Source organism: Arsukibacterium sp. UBA5043, from assembly GCA_002415085.1.
Taxonomy (GTDB): Bacteria; Pseudomonadota; Gammaproteobacteria; order Enterobacterales; family Alteromonadaceae; genus Alishewanella.
The window spans coordinates 32,997-50,451 of the sequence record DIBV01000009.1 but is presented as its reverse complement, the minus strand read 5'-3'; the positions used below and the strand labels follow the sequence as shown (position 1 = coordinate 50,451).

At 48.8% G+C, this 17,455-nt stretch carries 16 protein-coding genes; 6 read left to right on the top strand and 10 right to left on the bottom strand.

Annotated elements, in window-relative coordinates; all coding sequences use genetic code 11:
- Nucleotides 1–148 precede the first annotated feature (148 nt).
- Both B2Q61_RS10005 and B2Q61_RS10000 read left to right on the top strand, forming a co-directional pair.
- Nucleotides 149–2,029: a putative bifunctional diguanylate cyclase/phosphodiesterase gene (locus tag B2Q61_RS10005; protein ID WP_290619691.1), complete on the top strand. Its 1,881-nt coding sequence runs from the start codon at nucleotides 149–151 to the stop codon at nucleotides 2,027–2,029.
- A gap of 1 nt (nucleotide 2,030) precedes the next feature.
- Nucleotides 2,031–4,193 carry a tetratricopeptide repeat-containing diguanylate cyclase gene (locus B2Q61_RS10000; protein ID WP_290619690.1) on the top strand — a complete coding sequence of 721 codons (2,163 nt, stop codon included), beginning with the start codon at nucleotides 2,031–2,033 and terminating at the stop codon, nucleotides 4,191–4,193.
- On the opposite strand, the gene B2Q61_RS09995 is transcribed toward B2Q61_RS10000, so the two are convergent.
- Both B2Q61_RS09995 and B2Q61_RS09990 read right to left on the bottom strand, forming a co-directional pair.
- On the bottom strand, nucleotides 4,194–5,030 hold the full coding sequence (locus B2Q61_RS09995) for a DNA ligase (RefSeq protein ID WP_290619689.1): 837 nt from the start codon (nucleotides 5,028–5,030) through the stop codon (nucleotides 4,194–4,196).
- 247 nt (nucleotides 5,031–5,277) lie between these two features.
- Entirely contained in the window at nucleotides 5,278–6,177 is a 900-nt protein-coding gene (locus B2Q61_RS09990; protein WP_290619687.1) for a LysR family transcriptional regulator, read from the bottom strand.
- A 91-nt stretch (nucleotides 6,178–6,268) separates the two neighbouring features.
- On the opposite strand from B2Q61_RS09990, the gene B2Q61_RS09985 reads away from it, so the two are divergent.
- Nucleotides 6,269–7,456, top strand: coding sequence for an MFS transporter (locus B2Q61_RS09985; protein WP_290619685.1), 1,188 nt, complete (start codon nucleotides 6,269–6,271; stop codon nucleotides 7,454–7,456).
- 69 nt (nucleotides 7,457–7,525) lie between these two features.
- Here the strand turns inward: B2Q61_RS09985 and mtgA are convergent, their stop codons facing one another.
- Entirely contained in the window at nucleotides 7,526–8,215 is a 690-nt protein-coding gene (mtgA, locus tag B2Q61_RS09980) for a monofunctional biosynthetic peptidoglycan transglycosylase (RefSeq protein ID WP_290619683.1), read from the bottom strand.
- 280 nt (nucleotides 8,216–8,495) lie between these two features.
- Between mtgA and B2Q61_RS09975 the strand changes: the two genes are divergently transcribed.
- Nucleotides 8,496–9,803, top strand: a complete 1,308-nt coding sequence (locus B2Q61_RS09975; protein WP_290619681.1) for a glycerophosphodiester phosphodiesterase family protein — start codon at nucleotides 8,496–8,498, stop codon at nucleotides 9,801–9,803.
- Between the two features lie 153 nt (nucleotides 9,804–9,956).
- Here B2Q61_RS09975 and tmpT read toward each other — a convergent pair whose 3' ends face one another.
- The 4 genes from tmpT to B2Q61_RS09955 form a co-directional block, all read right to left on the bottom strand.
- Nucleotides 9,957–10,595: a thiopurine S-methyltransferase gene (gene tmpT, locus B2Q61_RS09970; protein WP_290619679.1), complete on the bottom strand. Its 639-nt coding sequence runs from the start codon at nucleotides 10,593–10,595 to the stop codon at nucleotides 9,957–9,959.
- A gap of 195 nt (nucleotides 10,596–10,790) precedes the next feature.
- Nucleotides 10,791–11,159 carry a cupin domain-containing protein gene (locus B2Q61_RS09965; RefSeq protein WP_290619677.1) on the bottom strand — a complete coding sequence of 123 codons (369 nt, stop codon included), beginning with the start codon at nucleotides 11,157–11,159 and terminating at the stop codon, nucleotides 10,791–10,793.
- Between the two features lie 143 nt (nucleotides 11,160–11,302).
- Nucleotides 11,303–12,577 (bottom strand): O-acetylhomoserine aminocarboxypropyltransferase/cysteine synthase family protein, encoded by a 1,275-nt coding sequence (locus B2Q61_RS09960; RefSeq protein WP_290619675.1) that lies wholly within the window; start codon nucleotides 12,575–12,577, stop codon nucleotides 11,303–11,305.
- 92 nt (nucleotides 12,578–12,669) lie between these two features.
- Nucleotides 12,670–13,308: a DUF998 domain-containing protein gene (locus tag B2Q61_RS09955; RefSeq protein WP_290619673.1), complete on the bottom strand. Its 639-nt coding sequence runs from the start codon at nucleotides 13,306–13,308 to the stop codon at nucleotides 12,670–12,672.
- A gap of 196 nt (nucleotides 13,309–13,504) precedes the next feature.
- Here B2Q61_RS09955 and B2Q61_RS09950 point away from each other — a divergent pair, with 196 nt between their 5' ends.
- Both B2Q61_RS09950 and B2Q61_RS09945 read left to right on the top strand, forming a co-directional pair.
- On the top strand, nucleotides 13,505–14,041 hold the full coding sequence (locus B2Q61_RS09950) for a hypothetical protein (protein WP_290619671.1): 537 nt from the start codon (nucleotides 13,505–13,507) through the stop codon (nucleotides 14,039–14,041).
- Nucleotides 14,042–14,168: 127 nt separating this feature from the next.
- Nucleotides 14,169–15,491, top strand: a complete 1,323-nt coding sequence (locus B2Q61_RS09945) for an amidohydrolase (protein ID WP_290619669.1) — start codon at nucleotides 14,169–14,171, stop codon at nucleotides 15,489–15,491.
- 158 nt (nucleotides 15,492–15,649) lie between these two features.
- On the opposite strand, the gene B2Q61_RS09940 is transcribed toward B2Q61_RS09945, so the two are convergent.
- The 3 genes from B2Q61_RS09940 to B2Q61_RS09930 are packed head-to-tail and all read right to left on the bottom strand — an operon-like array spanning nucleotide 15,650 to nucleotide 17,407.
- Nucleotides 15,650–15,997 (bottom strand): hypothetical protein, encoded by a 348-nt coding sequence (locus tag B2Q61_RS09940; RefSeq protein ID WP_290619667.1) that lies wholly within the window; start codon nucleotides 15,995–15,997, stop codon nucleotides 15,650–15,652.
- Between the two features lie 13 nt (nucleotides 15,998–16,010).
- Nucleotides 16,011–16,355 carry a hypothetical protein gene (locus tag B2Q61_RS09935; protein ID WP_290619665.1) on the bottom strand — a complete coding sequence of 115 codons (345 nt, stop codon included), beginning with the start codon at nucleotides 16,353–16,355 and terminating at the stop codon, nucleotides 16,011–16,013.
- Entirely contained in the window at nucleotides 16,355–17,407 is a 1,053-nt protein-coding gene (locus B2Q61_RS09930) for a hypothetical protein (RefSeq protein ID WP_290619663.1), read from the bottom strand. The genes B2Q61_RS09935 and B2Q61_RS09930 overlap by 1 nt, the downstream gene beginning before the upstream one ends.
- Between the last annotated feature and the right edge of the window lie 48 nt (nucleotides 17,408–17,455).

The window sequence follows — 17,455 nt, the reverse complement described above, 5'->3', positions numbered from 1 at the left end:
TAACTTTTTTGCCACTAACTTTAGCTTTCTGGCCATGTTAATCGGCCGGCCAATATTTGATCATTAAAACCTTACAAGCTTCTGTGAATTATCTGGTATGGTTACTCTAGTGCCATGTTCTTCTTTAACTCAGAACTCACCGGAACCGATGCAGCAGATTTTCGAACAGAATGTTAGTTTCAATCAGGTGCGTCGTCGCAGGCTAATGCAAATCTGTGCGATTACCGCGCTTGGCTTAATAGCAGCATTAGCCGTTGCTAACGGTATTACTTTTATTATTTTTGCTGCCGGTGTGGCTGCGCTGTTGCTGGCGTTCGTGTTTGCGTTCAGGCAAAAACTCCAAACGGCGGCCTATATTCTACTCTGGTCAATGAGTGCGATGCTCTCTGCATTTGCCATGACCGGCGCTGGCTTATTTGACTTGGCTATTCTGGGCTATCCGGGGCTGTTAGTTTTTGCTGCGATCCTGGGCAGTATCGGCCTGTTTATCTCGGTGCTGCTGTTTGTTATTGCCCAATGTATTCTGCTAACCTGGCTGACCCTGCAAGGTTATATCACCCCTAATATCCCCAGTTTAAGCTGGCCCCACCTGGTGTTTATTCTGGTTATTTTTATTGTTACCGGTTTCTGCATTTACATTCTGGTACGTGATATCAAACGTCTGATGTGGTCGCTACAACTCGAGAATAGCAAGGTGGAACAAAGCCAGGCAAAAATTCAGCATCTGGCCAATCATGACTCACTGACCAATTTAGCCAACCGGTCGTATGGTGAAACGCTGTTTCAGCAATCATTAGCCGCCTGTCTGCAGCAACAACAGCAGCTCGCTCTGCTGTTCATTGATTTGGATAATTTTAAACCGGTAAATGATGCGTTAGGCCACGCCGCCGGCGACGACCTGTTAAAACAACTTGCACAACGCCTGCGGGCAATTCTGACCAAAGATCAGGCACTGATCCGCTTTGGCGGAGACGAGTTTCTGGTGCTGGCGCCCCATGTCGCCGATAGTCAGCAGCTGGAACAACTCGCTGATCGCTTAATCAGCCAAATTACCGCAGCATTTACCATCTTGCAAACCCAGGTTAGCGTATCGGCCTCAATTGGCATTGCCTGTGCTCCGGCAGATGGCACTGATTTTAAACAACTGTGCCGCAAAGCTGACATAGCTATGTACCGGGCAAAAGAAGAGGGTCGTAATACTTATTACTATTTTGATGATAGTCTGGATAAAGCCAATGACGACAAATTTAAACTACTGCAAATGTTGCGCCTGGGATTACTTGAGCAGCAGTTCAGATTGTATTACCAGCCGCAGGTTGCGTTAAACAGTGGTCGCATTACCGCAGTGGAAGCACTGTTGCGCTGGCCTCAGCCCGATGGCAGCATGATAGGTCCGGATCAATTTATTCCACTGGCCGAGAACAGCGGTTTAATTAATGAATTAGGTAGCTGGGTCATTGATCAAGCCTGCCAGCACATTGCGCAACTTCGTCAGCAGGGCTTTGCACATTTACGTGTTGCGGTGAATCTGTCGGTTGTACAATTTAAAGATGGTCAGCTGCCAGGCATTGTCCGGCAAGCACTGCAGCGGGCAGCACTACCGGCACAAGCCTTAGAGCTGGAGCTAACTGAATCCTTGCTGGTTGATAATACCGATCATATTCTGCAGCAACTTAATGCTTTAAGCCAATTGGGGGTGACCATTGCCATTGACGATTTTGGTACGGGTTACTCTAACCTGAGTTATCTGCAGCGTTTTAACGCCAGTACCTTAAAAATTGACCGCTCGTTTGTTTCAACTGATGCCCAGTGGCAAGCAAATGCACCTCTGGTTCAGGCTATTATTCAGATGGCGGGCAGTCTTGGTTTAACTACCATAGCAGAAGGTATTGAACATGCCGCAGTAATGGAAAAGCTGCTGGCTCTGGGTTGCAAAGAGGGCCAGGGGTACTACTGGTCACCCGCCGTGGCAATGGAGCAACTGCCTGCCCTGCTCAGCAAACTGCAATTACAGGCAAAAGCGCTCTGATATGACGTGTACCTCTGTCACTGTTAAAGAAAAGTGTAGCGTGCGGCGTCTGCGCTACCTGCTGCTACTGGTAATGTGGGTTAGCTGCCCTTCCGTAGCAGCCGCCCCGTCCGAGTTAAACTCTCTGCGTCAGGCAGTAGCAGAGGCCCGTCAACAAGGGGAGATGGATAGCGCAGATCAGCTTGCGCAGCAGTATCTAAGCGCCGCAATTGCACAAGCTGACCAGAAAGAATTGGGCAATGTCTATTATCAGCTGGGCCGTAATGCAATGGAGCGCAACAATTACCCGCAGGCCAGAGAGTATCTGGAGCAGGCTGTCAGTCAGTATAAAAGTGCGGCAGCGACATTGTCACTGGCCAATGCATTGCGACAACTTGGTCAGACATTCCGCTATCAGAGTGATTATCAAAAAGCACTGGAATACCTGTATCAGGCCATGCAACTTTATCAGCAGCTGAACGACCCTTCGGCCATTGCCTCTGGTTACAACAGCATTGGCACCACGTTGGAAAAAATGGGCCAGTATGAGCAGGCATTGCAAGCCCATCAGCAGTCACTCACCTTACATTATCAAACCGGCAATAAAAGCGGGATTGCCAGTGCTATTTTCAATCTCGGCGACTTGCACCGGGTGCTGGGCGATACAAGCCAAGCCTTGAGCTATTTTCAACAAGCACTGGAACTGGATAAAGCGAACGGTAATCTGCGCGATATCGCTTATAGTCATAATAAACTGGGTTACCTTTATAGCGAATCGGGTGACTATCAGCAGGCCGCAGATCATTTGCAGCAGGCCTTAAGCCTGTTTGAACAAATTAGTGCACCACGCGATGCAGACTGGGCCCGCACCAATCAGGCCAAACTTGCCATGCATCAGGGTAATTTCCCGCAAGCCGTAACACTTATTACTGGTGTTATTAGCCGCGCCACCGTGCACAACTACAACAGTTTGCTGGTCGATGCCTACAAACTTGCCACCGAGCTCGCCATCACCATGAGCGAGTACGACACCGCTCTTACTTACATTGACGCCGGTGTTAACCTTGCCCGTCAGAATCTGGAGCGGGCAGATGAAGCACAACTTTGGCAAATGCGGGTGAACGTGCTGCTGCAGCAAGACCGGCCCCGTGAGGCGCTGGCAGCCCTAATGCAGCAAAACAAACTGGAAGACGATATTTTTAATAATAAACGAGTGTCTGCTATTGCTTCAATTCAGGCCCAGACCGAATTTATCCGCCAGCAACAGCAAATTGATCGGTTACAACAACAGCAAATTTTGCAGCAGGCTTTGCTGGAGCAACACAGATGGTCCCGTAATTTTTGGATCCTGGGTCTGGCGGCCGCGTTTATCCTGCTGCTGTCGCTGTATCGTCGGCTAATTCAAAAACGGCTTAATCAGCGTCTTAGCCAACAGGTTGCGGCCAGGACAGCCGAGCTGCATCAAAAAAATAATGAGTTAAGCCTGGCCTATCAGCAACTGGAAACCATCAGCCTTACCGACAAACTTACCGGCCTGCATAACCGGCGTTTTTTAGAGGATCATATTGAAAGCGATCTGGAACACTGCCGACGCATGCAACAGGACTGGCAGGCAGGCAAAACGGCCAGGCCAAAAGGGGCCGATCTGGTTGTGTTTATGATCGATCTTGATAACTTTAAAGCCCTGAACGATACCTACGGTCACTCTATCGGTGATTTAATTTTAAAGCAGCTAAAACACAGAATGCAGCAGGTATTTCGCCAAACAGACTATCTGGTGCGCTGGGGGGGTGAGGAATTTGTCGCAGTCGCCCGGTTTATTGAACGTGAAGATGCCAGTCAACTTGCCGGGCGGTTTGTCGAATCAGTGCACAGCGCCCCTTTTGAAGTTGATAAGCAGCACTCGCTAAATGTTAGCTGTTCAGTGGGATACGCTTGCTACCCGTTTCCAGAAGGTGCAACCACCAGGCCCTGGCCTGCACTGCTTCGCCTTGCCGATCTCTGTCTGTATGCAGCAAAATACTCCGGGCGAAATGGCTGGGTTGGCGTACAACACTACCAAAGTGCTCTGCCGCTGGACGCCGCGGATGTTGACGCAACACAGCTGCAACGCGCGATTGCTGATGGCGATATTGAAATTTGTCATTCATTTACCGACACCCTTAACTGGCTCCCGCCGGTTTAATTAAAATGCCTGCTGCACCCGCAAAAACCGGGCAAAACGCGGCAAGCCGTTTTTAGTCAGACCGTTATAGCGGTACGTTACCACAGTACCAATTTCTGGCGGGGTCTGGCGCATAGCGTCGGTTAGGCCGCTGCCAATGGCAAAGGTTTTACCCTCCGGCGTTTTAACAATTAGCGCGCCCGCCATACCCCGGTATTTGCCCTTGCCTGGCCGGTAGCCAATAACTTCTGCTTCAGTATCCTGATAGGTCTTCAGCTTCAACAAATCGCTACTTCTACCGGTTTTGTATAAGGCATCCTGATGATGCAGCATTAACCCTTCCGCACCGGCGTTTTCCAGCTCTGTCAGTTTAGCCCGCAATTGCGCGTTATCAGCAATCCGAAACTGCGGCACCACCTGCAAATAAGGGCTGCTGTATTGCTGCTGCACCAGGCTGTGCATCGCGCGGATACGCTCAGTGAAACTGCCGTCAGCTTGCGGCAGCTCAAAAATGTAATAACGGATTTGCTGCCATTCGCTATCCACCGGCTTAGTTTTACTGACAATACTTAAGGTATCAGCAAACTTATTGCGGCCCAGCCATAATTCACCGTCTAATTTTTGCTTAGGGAAACCGGCGACAAACCAGGCTGGCGCCGCAATAACATTACCGCCACGACTAATCAGCTGTTCGCCATCCCAGAAGGCCCGCACCCCATCCAGCTTTTCGCTGACCCAGTACTGCTGCACATCGATATTTTCCTGATAAACTTCAGCCAGTAACAGTTCAGGTTTAGTTGCTGCAGATAAATGGCAACAGCATATCAATAGCAATATTTTTAACATTTTAATCACCATTTTGCATCCTTACGTTTAAATCAAAAAGTATAGTAAGTAATAATGGTGCGACAAGCAGAAAGACACACTGGAGGCTGGAACAACCTCTAAGTTAAGGTTATTAACACGGGGATCTGCCCCTGAAAATTATGACCGCTCAACATGACAATTTTGTTTGGCCTCAAAAGCAAACCCCGGCGTAACAGGCGTATATTATTGACGAAACGACTACCTTGTTGCTGGCGCGGTGTCAGCTGAAATAAGCCGCTTACAAGGTCAGCCGCTGCTGCAAAAAGCCGGTAAAAGCGGAAATCCGGCTCGATAGGGTGGTGTTGCGATAATACACTGCCTGCACCAGCTCTCTGTCGTTGGGCGACAATACACTACCCGGCAATACTTCAACCAGGCTGCCGCTTTGCAGTTCATTGTGGATCATAAAATCAGACAACAGCGCTATACCGTTGCCGGCCAGGCATAACTGCTTTAATACTTCGCCGCTGCTGGAATACATCGCAGTCCCTGCAGGAATACTAAATACTTCACCGCCGACAAGGGCCCAGCTGTTCAGTGTGGTAGGTGGCGTAAATGCCAGCCAGCGCTGCTTGCTAAGATCGGCCACATTGTTTGGTATGCCGCTGCGCGCCAGGTAGGCTGAGCTTGCGACCATACGCAGCGTGCTGCGCCCCAGCAGTTTTGCATGCAGATTAGAATCGCTCAGCCGGCCAATGCGGATAGCAACATCGGTTCTTTTTTCAATTAAATCGATTATATTCTCGCTGCCAATCAACTCGGGGACAATCAGCGGATAGTCCTGACTGAATTCTGCCATCAGCGGCACCAACTGATTCAAAATAAAAGGCGTGGCAGCGTCGATACGTAAACGACCGGATGGCATGCCTCTGGCCAGCCGCAACTGCTCTTCTGCACTGCTGATACTGTCCAGCCCGGAACGGATACGCTGCACAAATAAGGCGCCTTCGTCTGTCAGCGTTACCCGCCGGGTCGTACGGTTAAATAAATTGCACTGCAGCTCAGTTTCCAGACGTTGAATAGCCCGCGATGCTTTAGCCACCTGGATATTCAGTGCTGTTGCTGCTGCCGAGAAACCACCGCTGTCGGCCACCGCCAGCAGAATCTCCAGCTCTTCTGTTTTTGATATTATTGTCATAATTGATAAAGTTAATTGTGATTTATAGCATTTTTCACAACAGTAGCAGGCGGCATAATTCAGTGCAAATCAATATCACGGAGTTAAACTTATGCCACTTGCACTGTGGGCGCTGACATTAAGCGCTTTTGCCATTGGTACCACCGAATTTGTTATTGTCGGCCTGGTACCCACTATCGCTCAGGATCTGGGCGTGTCTTTACCTTCGGCCGGCTTGTTGGTCAGCTTATATGCGCTGGGGGTTGCCATAGGTGCGCCGGTACTGACGGCACTTACCGGCCGCTGGCCGCGCAAAGCCTTGCTGCTGAGTTTAATGGCGTTGTTTATTGGCGGTAACCTGCTGGCCTGGCTGGCACCAGGGTATGAATCGCTGATTATTGCCCGCATCATTACCGGCTTAGCCCACGGCGTATTTTTCTCGGTTGGTTCAACTATTGCCACCAGCCTGGTCAGTAAAGATAAAGAAGCCAGCGCTATCGCATTGATGTTCAGCGGTTTAACCGTCGCATTGGTTACCGGTGTGCCACTGGGCACCTGGATTGGCCAGCTCTTTGGCTGGCGGGCGACCTTTTTAGTTGTCGCCATACTGGGGCTGCTTGCTTTGATTGGTAGTGCCCTGTTGTTACCGGCCAAACTTAAACAAGCCGCTCCGGCCAGGCTAAGCAAACAACTTAAAGTACTGACCCAACCCCGCTTACTGTTGGTATACGCCATGACAGCGGTGGGCTATGGCGGTACCTTTGTCGCCTTTACTTATCTGGCACCTATTCTGGAGCAGGTAAGCGGCTTTGCCTCTGGCGCTATCGGGCTTATTATGCTGGTGTACGGCGTATCTGTGGCCGCAGGCAATATCTGGGGTGGTAAGCTGGCCGACAAACTCGGTCCGGTAAAAGCCCTACAAATTATCTTTGCCGCGCTGGCACTGGTACTGTTTGTATTTAGCTTTAGCGCTGGTAACGCTATTACTGCGGTACTTACCGTGCTGATATGGGGCGCCTTTGCTTTTGGCAATGTGCCTGGCCTGCAGGTGTATGTTGTGCAACTGGCAGAAAAATATACGCCCGATGCCGTAGATGTCGCCTCAGGCCTGAATATCGCCGCTTTTAACGTCGGCATTGCGATAGGTGCTGTAATCGGTGGCGTCGTGGTAGATAACATGAGTCTGACCGACACCGCGTGGATTGGTGCGGTAATTGTGGTGCTGGCACTGCTGCTGACCCGTTGGTCGGGAGCGCTGGATAAACGCGCCGCATTAACTGATGTTGTGCAAACAGCCTGAACTTGTTTAAGCGAAAACTTAAGCTTTGTCTTGCGGCCTGTTTATCCAGGCCGTATCTGCTTGATCCTATTATTTTAGGATGGGCCCCAGATAACCGGCGCCAAGTTGTTGCATTTGCCGTTCAACCCAGGCTACCCGCTGCTGCAGATACGGGGTTAACTGACGGGCATCACGGCTGCGCGGCCCCGGCAGCAGCACGGCCAGCCGTGCCGCTTCATTTCTGGTTAGCTTGCTGGCCGGTTTATTAAAGTAGTACTGGCTCGCCGCTTCCACGCCATAAATACCTTTGCCAAACTCTGCGATATTTAAATACACTTCCAGGATCCGCTTTTTACCCCAAATCACTTCCAGACTCAGCGCCAATCCGGCTTCCAGGCCTTTGCGAACCAGGCTGCGGCCGGGCCACAACAGCAGATTTTTTGCCGTTTGCTGGCTGATGGTGCTGGCACCACGCAAACCGCCGCGCTGTTCTGACTGCGCCAGGGCATCACTGATAGCACTAAAATCGACCCCAAAATGCGCCGGAAAACGCTGATCTTCAGAGGCCACCATCGCCAGCGCGACATGTGCCGGCAGCGAATCAATCCTTACCCACTGCTGGCGCACCGGATAAGGGCTTTGCAGCATAAAAGAGGAGGTGGGCGGCGCTACAAACCGCAGCGTCAGCAGCAGGATCAGTAACAACAGCAGCATCCCCAGCACGGTGCGCCACAGCACAAACCATGTCCAGCCTCCAAAACCGCGTTCACTCTGGGTCATTCACTCTTTACCACCCGATGTCAGATATCAGAAGAGCAGCAGTTGCTCGGTGCCGCCATTCGCAATGTTCAAGCATACAGGGTTTAAGCCTACCGCATACTGAACTGTAAAAACAAAGATCCATACCTGCCGGCACAGATCTGAAGATCACATTATCGTCATTAAAGTTGCGCTTTTAATTCACATTAATTCGCTAGGGTAACACTGCCGTGCAGTGAATCGGCTGTTAAATGCGCTCTTTAATGCTGCTATTGTTAAACTAACTACCAAGGAAAATTTTATGCTTAACTTAAAGATCTTGCGCGGTCTTGGCATATCCAGCCTGCATCTGGCCATGTTGCTTAGCCCGGTTTTGGCCTTCGGCAATGCTGCTGACAACGCCCTCCGCCAAACCGATAGTCAGAAAAATATCAGTCGTCCTTATCTTAAAGTACCCGACAAGTATGCTGTGCAGCTCGGGCCGCGCCCCGCTTACCTGGTTGATAATATGGATGCCAGCCCGCTGAAGCAGCGCTTACAAAGCTGCAATACCGGCCGCAAGTTAAAAAAAACCCAGTTTTCAATTGGCCATCGCGGCGCACCATTACAATTTCCGGAGCATACCCGGGAATCTTATGAAGCCGCTGCCAGCATGGGCGCCGGTATCATGGAATGTGATGTCACCTTTACCCAGGATAAAGAGCTGGTGTGCCGCCATTCACAATGCGACTTGCACACCACGACGAATATTCTGGCAATACCCGAGCTGGCAGCAAAATGCAGCGAACCGTTTACCCCGGCAGACCCTGCCACTGGCACACCAGCAAGAGCCAGATGCTGTACCAGCGACTTAACGCTAGCAGAATTTAAAATGCTAAAGGGCAAAATGGATGCCTTTAATCCAGAGGCCACCACAGTTGCCGAATATATGCAGGGCACGCCAGCCTGGCGCACTGATCTTTATGCCACCACAGGCACCCTGCTGACGCACGCCGAAAGCATAGCGTTATTTAAACAGCTGGGCGTAAAATTTACCCCGGAGTTAAAAGCAGCCGAGGTGCCAATGCCTTATCAGGGCACGTACAGTCAGGCTGACTATGCCCAGCAGCTTATTGATGAATATCGTGCTGCCGGCATCAAAGCCAAAGATGTCTGGCCGCAGTCGTTTGATATTGCAGACATTCGTTACTGGCTGGCCAATGAGCCGGCTTTCGCTCGCCAGGCAGTTTATCTGGATGACGCCAATACGCCTTTTGATCTGCCGTCAGCATCAGAGCTGCAAGGTTATGCAGCAGAAGGTTTTACAATTGTTGCTCCACCAATGTGGGCCCTGCTGGAACTGGATGCAAATGGCAATATAGTGCCATCGGCTTATGCCCGCAATGCCAGAAATGCCGGGCTGGATATTATTGCCTGGTCTTTTGAGCGATCTGGCCCGTTAGCCAATGGCGGCGGCTGGTATTATCAAACTGTCAATCCGGTTATTAACAATGACGGCGATATGCTGGAAGTGCTACACGTAATGGCACAAGACGTCGGGGTAATCGGCGTGTTCTCAGATTGGCCAGCCAGCGTTAGTTTCTATGCTAACTGCATGGGCCTGCCCTGAGCATGCTGCAGCCTTTTCCGGCCGTTCAAGTCGATGGTTTGGTAACGGCAGGTGAGGTGGTTACTCTGGTTAAGCTAAGCCTGATGCCTGTGGCTACACCGGGCCAGCTTAGATAAACTGCCAGCTTTTGCCTGTGATTAGTTGCCGAAAACCTTATCGTTGGCTTAAAAGCCAGGCAAGCTCGGTAGCCTGGCACTTTTTCTTTAAGCCACCCGGCACCTCGAGTTCTGCCAGGCGGTTAAGATGATAGGCATGGCTATAGAGATTATCCATTTCTTCGCCATTAACCGAGAACGGCGGCCCGGCCAGTAGCGCCTGATCATATTCAAAGCAAATGACCAGTTGCGGCGCGCTCTGGCTTATTTCGACCAGATGCTTTGCATAGCGTTGACGCATCTCAGCCGGCAGCGCCACCAGCGCAGCGCGGTCGTATATTGCAGCAACCGGGCCTAAGGTAGCTTGTGATAGCTGAAACATATCGCCGACAAACACCTCAAGCTCAGCAGCATGATAATGCTGCAACTTGCCGACATTGCTGACAATCGGCGTTAGTCCCAACTCAGCAAATAGCTCTTGTACTGCCATTTCACTTAACTCGGCGCCGACAACTTGATACCCCTGCGCTAATAGCCAGTGGATATCGAGACTCTTGCCGCAAAGGGGCAGCAACACCCGCTCGCCAGGCGCGATGGGTAACTGACTGAACCAGCTTACCAGCAGAGGGTTAGCCGCAGCCTGATGAAACGCAATTTCTCTTTTTTGCCACTTTTGTTGCCAAAACTCCGGGTCCACAACCCCTCCTGTTTCTGTATTTTTGTCAGCTACTGCGGTATTGCAATTGAACACAACCCATTTGTCGTCGATCTTAGCATTGTTGACACCCTTTCTTGCATTAGCTCAGCCGGCGTCTGGCATTAATCAAAGTTTGCCTGGACGTTCAGGCACGAATAATGTTGAGCTTCCCCTGAATACTTTATAGTTGGCTGATCAAATCCAGATGTCATTGCTAGCTGTGTGTTCACTGACGTCACCGTCCCCTGTATTTATGACACCCCTGGGCTCGATCAGAAGGACTTCTGCTTGTTGTTCTGCATAGGGCTTGTGCTCGACGCCTTTGGGAACGACGTACATTTCGCCTGCACCAATATTGACAAAACCATCTCTAAAATCAATGCGCAGGCTTCCTTTCAGTACAATAAAGGTTTCATCCGTGTCTTTATGATCATGCCAGACGAAATCACCTTTTAGTTTCACCAGCTTAAATTGATAGTCGTTCATCTGCGCGATAACTTTTGGTGTCCACAACTCCGAAAAAAGAGCCAATTTCTCTGCAAAATTTATTTGTGTATGCTTCATCCTGAGATCTCCTGATACAGATAACTCCCCTGTAATAGCAATGTCTTGCTTAGGAAAAAACAAGACATTGCTAAATGCGTCTCTTATGCAAAGTAAGTTGAAAATCAGCGCATGGCGTAAAGCATCGCTGAAAACTGACGCCGTCAGACAGAGGCGGCAATCAGCGCTTGCTCGATATCCGCCAGCAAGTCATCAATATGTTCAATACCAATGGATAAACGTACCATGTCAGCCGAGACACCTGCCGCCGCTAATTCTGTCTCGTTCAGCTGGCGATGGGTTGTAGCCGCGGGGATAGCAGAGCAACTTTTGGCATCACCAATGTTGACCAGGCGCAGGATCAACCGCAACGCATCATAAAATCGGGCCGCGGCTTCACGACCACCGACAATCCCAAAACTAAGAATACCCGATGCCTGCCCTTGCATGTATTTTTGTGCTAACGCATGGTCTTTATGCTTTGATAAACCGGCATATTTTACCCAGCCAACTTGTGGTTGCTGCTCAAGCCAGTTCGCCACGGCCAGCGTGTTCTGGTTAATACGTTCAATCCGCAGAGCCAGTGTTTCCAGGCCTTGCAATAGGTTCCACGCTGCCTGAGCACTTAACGCCGCCCCCATATTACGAAGGGGCACTACCCTGGCGCGGGCAATAAAAGCGGCATCACCCACATCCCGGGTGTAACTGACTCCATGATAAGAAACATCCGGCTCGTTTAGCAGCGGGAAACGTTTAGCATGTTTAGCCCAGGGAAATTTGCCGGAATCAACGATCAGGCCACCAATGGTGGTGCCATGGCCACCGATGTATTTGGTAGCCGAATGGACCACGATATCGGCGCCCTGCTCAATAGGCCGCCATAAAAATGGCGTTGCAACTGTGTTATCAACAATCAGTGGTAAACCGTGGCGGTGTGCCAGCGCGGCCAGTTTTTCAATATCGACAATACTGCCTGAGGGGTTGCCAATACTTTCACAGTAAACGGCCTTGGTGCGCTCATCAATTAACTGCTCGATGGCATTGAAATCATCTTTATCAGCAAAGCGGACCTCAATACCCTGACGAGGAAACGTGTGCGCAAATAAATTGTAGGTGCCGCCATAAAGCTCGTTAATTGAAATAATATTGTCGCCGGTTTCTGCAATAGTTTGAATGGCATAGGTAATAGCTGCCATGCCAGAGGCCACGGCCAGAGCGCCAATGCCCCCCTCCAGAGCAGCGATGCGCTGCTCCAGTACTTCACAAGTGGGGTTCATAATTCGTGAATAGATATTGCCGGTTACTTTTAAGTCAAACAAATCAGCAGCATGCTGAGCACTATCAAAGCTAAACGAACTGGTTTGGTGAATAGGCACCGCCACCGAGTGCTGATTATCAGGCTGGTAACCATGGTGCAGTGCTATGGTTTCGCGTTTCATTGCAGATCCTCCGAAAGAAATAGGCTTTATCAAAGCATAGCCTTTAAATCATGTCAATCTACATGTCTGGACGTCTAAAGCAAGGGTGGCACTTACATTATGTTTGAGGTGTCCCCACGGTTATTGCGGTTTCGAATTTCTGCGTTTAAATGCAATGAATACAGAAGTATCCATAGGTATATGGATAACTCAAATACTCTTTGCGCTAGCCCTAGCAATGGAAATTCAGGGTTAAGCAAAAAGAACATGATGGAGGCTACAGCACCAAAAATATAACCGACAATACTGAGTATTTTACTGCCGTGTTGCTTAACGTATGACGCTAAAAGAAAAACTGCCGCTACCGCGCTTAGATAGCCTGACATAGCAGACAAGTTGTGAATAAGTTGAGAAACACTGGGGTTCTGTGGCCGACATCCGGAATCACATGGGTACAGCGCAGCAATGCCGAGGGTTACAGCATATACTGCAATTCCCATCAGCCCAAGGAGCTGTTTCTTCTGCCCGGATGAATGAGATATTGCCATAACCACAAAGAATACCAGTAACACACTTGCCGGTATAAATCCGCCCAAATTGACCCATTGTCCATTTGCTGCACCAGTAGCACCAAGCTCACTGATATATTGCGACATGTGCTGATAATCAGGCTCATAAGCACCAGCTAAAATAATGGTAGTTAAAAACCAGAGCGCACTTACAACCGGAAGTATTATTATTAGTTTTTTCATAATTTTTGCCTGTTCCAATCCATGTCTGACAAGAAGCATACCGACAGTACCACTGTTGTTAGCCGGCTAGGGTTTATATTTGCCAAGCTAGTGAAGCTATCATTTTAATGGTAACTACTTTTGCTTAAAAGCAGCTTATTTACCCTATAATAACGCACGTTTTACACTTCGGTAAGTGCTTGTTGTGGTATTGGGCGTGGTATTAGCGCTGGCGGCCAATGAATGGCGGCAAAACCGTGCTGAAGCCGCTGAGGCAAATACTGCGTTGACAGAAATAGTGCGGGAGCTTGGCGCAAACCGACAAGCGGTTGCAACGGCGCTGGAATACCATCGCGGTTTAGTTGACAGAATTGTTCAGGTAGCAGATACGCCGGCTCAACTAAGTCTTCGTGATTTTAGCCGCGGTTTTATTTCGCCGGCGCAGGTTCATCGCACCGCCTGGAGTTCGGCAGCCGAAATTGGGACGCTTAGCAATATGTCTTACGAGTCGGTGCTGGTGTTATCCCGCGTTTATGCTCAGCAGGAAAATTATCAGGAGCAAGCGAAAAGTGTTGGCCAGATCATATACAGCGAACTCTACAGCGGCGGAACCTCTGCCATTATCGCTAATTCAGCTAATCTGGCAGGCGTACTGCAAACCTTCACCTACCGCGAACAGCAACTATTGGCGGCTTACGACACACTGTTAAGTAAAACCTTTATTGAGGTACAGCAGCAGCTGCAAGCAGACTGATCTTTTTAAGCTTTATTTGTGAAGAGTAATCGGGCAAAGGAAGTGTTCTGATGAGTCAATCAGAAGAGACTTTCATCGAATATGAGCGTATGTTTGTTATCTGAAACCTTTCAAAAGACACCTTGCCATGAAAAAAATTTGCACACTTATCTTACTTAGCACGTTAAGCATTGGGCTTAGCGCGGCTACTACTTCAGAAATTTCAAACAGCATAGACAAAGACTATAACGCGCATCTCGCTGCATTGTGGGATCATTTTCATCGCAATCCTGAATTGTCTTTAATGGAACACAATACGGCAAAACGTCTGGCGAAAGAAATCCGCGCGGCTGGCTTTACCGTGACCGAGGGCATTGGCGGCACAGGTATTGTGGCAATATTGAAAAATGGTCCCGGACCAATGGTTATGCTTCGCGCCGATATGGATGGTTTACCGGTAAAAGAATTATCTGGCTTAAAAAACGCGTCTCAAATCGTAATGACTGATTGGGATGGCAATGAAGTTGGCGTAATGCATGCGTGTGGTCACGACGTGCACATCACCAGTTTGGTGGGAACCGCAAGGTATATGGCTAACATTAAAGATCAATGGTCTGGCACCCTAATGTTAATCGGACAACCTGCTGAAGAAAAAGGCCCGGGTGCGTCGGCCATGATGGCTGATGGCATTTGGCAGAAATTTGGCCAGCCCGACTATGCGCTGGCTTTTCATGTCGATGCTGACTCAGTTGCGGGTAAAATTACTATCGATGAAGGTTCACCCTACGCCGGGTCTGATTCTGTAGATATTATCGTACATGGCGTGGGTGCGCATGGCGCTTATCCGCACCAGGGTAAGGATCCCATTGTTATTGGCGCTCAAATCGTCACCAATTTGCAAACGATTATAAGCCGGGAACTCGCGCCACGAGATGCAGGGGTTATTACCGTTGGCTCTTTTCATTCAGGCACCAAACACAACATTATTTCTGAACGCGCCCATTTGCAATTAACGGTAAGAAGTTTAAACCCACAGGTTAGGGAGCAATTGTTATCAGCAATAAAACGTGTGGCCATAGGTACTGCAAAAACAGCGGGCTTAAGTGACGACAAAATGCCCGAAGTTATAGTGAGCCCTGAAGCTTACCCACCAACCTTTAACGATAAAAATTTAGCCCAACGCTTAAAAGGGGTTATCGTTAAAAAAATGGGAGAGGACGCGTTAATTCCACCGGCAGAATCGGGTATGGGCGCTGAAGATTTTGGTTTCTTTACCACAGAGCCGTATATTCCCAGTGTGTATTTCTCAGTAGGTGGCACGCCAAGTGAAGACTTTGCACGAGAAAAAGCAGGCGGCGCACCGGTCCCAAGCCACCATAGCCCGCAATTTAAAATTTCACCCGAACCCTCTATAAAATCAGGTGTTGAAGCAAGCGTACATGCCTTGCTTGAATTAATGCCAAAAAAGTAAGTGGTAACACGTTAGCCAACCCCTAATAGCCTTGCTATTGGGGTTAAGCTATTGGAGTCAGATCATAATTATAGCTGCCACTGCAATACCTTAGCCCTGTCTTGTGAGTCCCGCGGCTTAATTATGAGCTGACCTCAATACTTTATTTAGATCTGACCCTAATACTTATAAAAAATTATCCCTGCAATCATACAAACCAGTAGTGATATTTGCATCCATACTGCCAGCACATAATCCCTTCGTCTGGCTAATGCGCTGCCGTCTTCATGGCGGATCCCATAAGAAATAGACGCTCTTTGCCAAATAATTGCAAGCGCATAGGTGCTAATTCGCGAGCCCCTCCAGTCTGCCGTAGCCCAGTCTCTGCCCATACGCGCCGTTTCTTTATCAAAATATTTCACTGTAACCCTGATAAAGCACCACATGGAAATCAGGGTACTAATAACTGAAATCATTGCAATAAAAGTCAAAGCATCGTAGACAAGCGCAATGTTGTTTGAATTCAAAATCAATCTAAAATTAATCACTTATAAATGGGTAGATCCCAAATACTGCAACAAGAAAGAGTAAGAAAGACAATTCAAACCACAGTGCAAGGTAATAATCTTTCCTGCGGGCAATTGCTCTTACCTCAGCGCCTGCTATTAAAGGCGTTTTGGCAAACCATTCTGAGAGGATCGCAAGCGCATAAATACTGATTCTGATACCAATACCATCCCATACCGGCTTACCAACACCTGATAATGCGAGCTGTCTATCAATGTGTTTTACTGAAACACGTGCAAACCACATGGTTGCAGCTAAAAAATTAAATATCAGAACAATGACAACTAGCAGTAAATTACTAAATAACTCACTGGGCATCACTTAAGCCCTATCGCCGTGCTGGAATGCCATAAAACATCACTAATGTCTTTACCAATTTCGTCAACAAATTTTGCTGATATTAAACCTGCTATCAATCCAGCACCAATAGCTATCACCCAGCCATACGGCGTGGCGATAAGAATTAACGTTAAGGTTGTGGTTAGCTGACCACCAACAATAGATCCTGCAATCACACCAAGTCCGAAGCCCGTCATTTCTCTGGCCAGTTCTTTTTGCCAATTGCCGCCTTGATTATACGTATCCTGAACTTTATTTACTCGCAGCCCGGCATCAAGAACAACAAGCCCCTTGCCCGCAATATTGGCAACACGCTGAAATTGCTGAACGCGCTTTACGTTATGGTAGCTTTGCAGTTTTATCGCTGCATCGGTTTTACTACCACGCGCTAAACCCATAGCTCGTTCCGGATTACTCCACACCGTACCCCGATTGCCGGTTTTGGCATCATTAGTGGCCATAATACGCTTAATCTCACCCTGAAAATGCCTGTTCACCTCTGCCTGAGCCGCCGCAACCTTTTTTGCCAATGCTCGTTTTTCTGCTGCTTTTACTTTATTGATGTAGGCCGCACGGTATTGTTCCAACGCCTGCTGATAATCTTTGATATATGAAGCAAAGTTTTTCAAACGTGAGTCGAGTGCCGTAGCAGCTGCACCAGCGAATCCCGGTATTTCCTTTTTCACATAGGGTATTGCGGTATTTTGAGTAAAACTATTTACCGATTGCAAAGCGGGCTTTAACTGCAACTGATAAAACTCGGCCAGGGCATCTACCACTTCGGTGCCAAAATCTTTATTGAGCCGGGCGATGTTTCTGCGATCGGTAGCAGGCATTTGCTTTAACATTTCCAGAAAATGTAAAGCACCTGAATCATTAACCACCGCATTATCAGATTTGGTGATATAAGGCGTACCTGCAGCCAGCAAAGGTGCAGCCGCAACAGACTTTTCATCTAAGGTATGACCAGCCGGACAAGGAATAAACTCTCTGGTAACCGGATTGGTGGTAATGCATATTTCTATGGCCATTATTCATCCTTGAAATAAATTGTTAATTAATAGTGAATATTAGTTATC

What these genes read in the sequence shown, in the direction of transcription:
- B2Q61_RS09990 (WP_290619687.1), bottom strand. Translation starts at nt 6,177, where the DNA reads ATGACAATAATATCAAAAACAGAAGAGCTGGAGATTCTGCTGGCGGTG.
- B2Q61_RS09965 (WP_290619677.1), bottom strand. Translation starts at nt 11,159, where the DNA reads ATGAAGCATACACAAATAAATTTTGCAGAGAAATTGGCTCTTTTTTCG.
- B2Q61_RS09995 (WP_290619689.1), bottom strand. Translation starts at nt 5,030, where the DNA reads ATGGTGATTAAAATGTTAAAAATATTGCTATTGATATGCTGTTGCCAT.
- mtgA (WP_290619683.1), bottom strand. Translation starts at nt 8,215, where the DNA reads ATGACCCAGAGTGAACGCGGTTTTGGAGGCTGGACATGGTTTGTGCTG.
- B2Q61_RS09930 (WP_290619663.1), bottom strand. Translation starts at nt 17,407, where the DNA reads ATGGCCATAGAAATATGCATTACCACCAATCCGGTTACCAGAGAGTTT.
- B2Q61_RS09935 (WP_290619665.1), bottom strand. Translation starts at nt 16,355, where the DNA reads ATGCCCAGTGAGTTATTTAGTAATTTACTGCTAGTTGTCATTGTTCTG.
- B2Q61_RS09955 (WP_290619673.1), bottom strand. Translation starts at nt 13,308, where the DNA reads ATGAAAAAACTAATAATAATACTTCCGGTTGTAAGTGCGCTCTGGTTT.
- B2Q61_RS09960 (WP_290619675.1), bottom strand. Translation starts at nt 12,577, where the DNA reads ATGAAACGCGAAACCATAGCACTGCACCATGGTTACCAGCCTGATAAT.
- B2Q61_RS09985 (WP_290619685.1), top strand. Translation starts at nt 6,269, where the DNA reads ATGCCACTTGCACTGTGGGCGCTGACATTAAGCGCTTTTGCCATTGGT.
- B2Q61_RS09945 (WP_290619669.1), top strand. Translation starts at nt 14,169, where the DNA reads ATGAAAAAAATTTGCACACTTATCTTACTTAGCACGTTAAGCATTGGG.
- B2Q61_RS10000 (WP_290619690.1), top strand. Translation starts at nt 2,031, where the DNA reads ATGACGTGTACCTCTGTCACTGTTAAAGAAAAGTGTAGCGTGCGGCGT.
- B2Q61_RS09975 (WP_290619681.1), top strand. Translation starts at nt 8,496, where the DNA reads ATGCTTAACTTAAAGATCTTGCGCGGTCTTGGCATATCCAGCCTGCAT.
- B2Q61_RS10005 (WP_290619691.1), top strand. Translation starts at nt 149, where the DNA reads ATGCAGCAGATTTTCGAACAGAATGTTAGTTTCAATCAGGTGCGTCGT.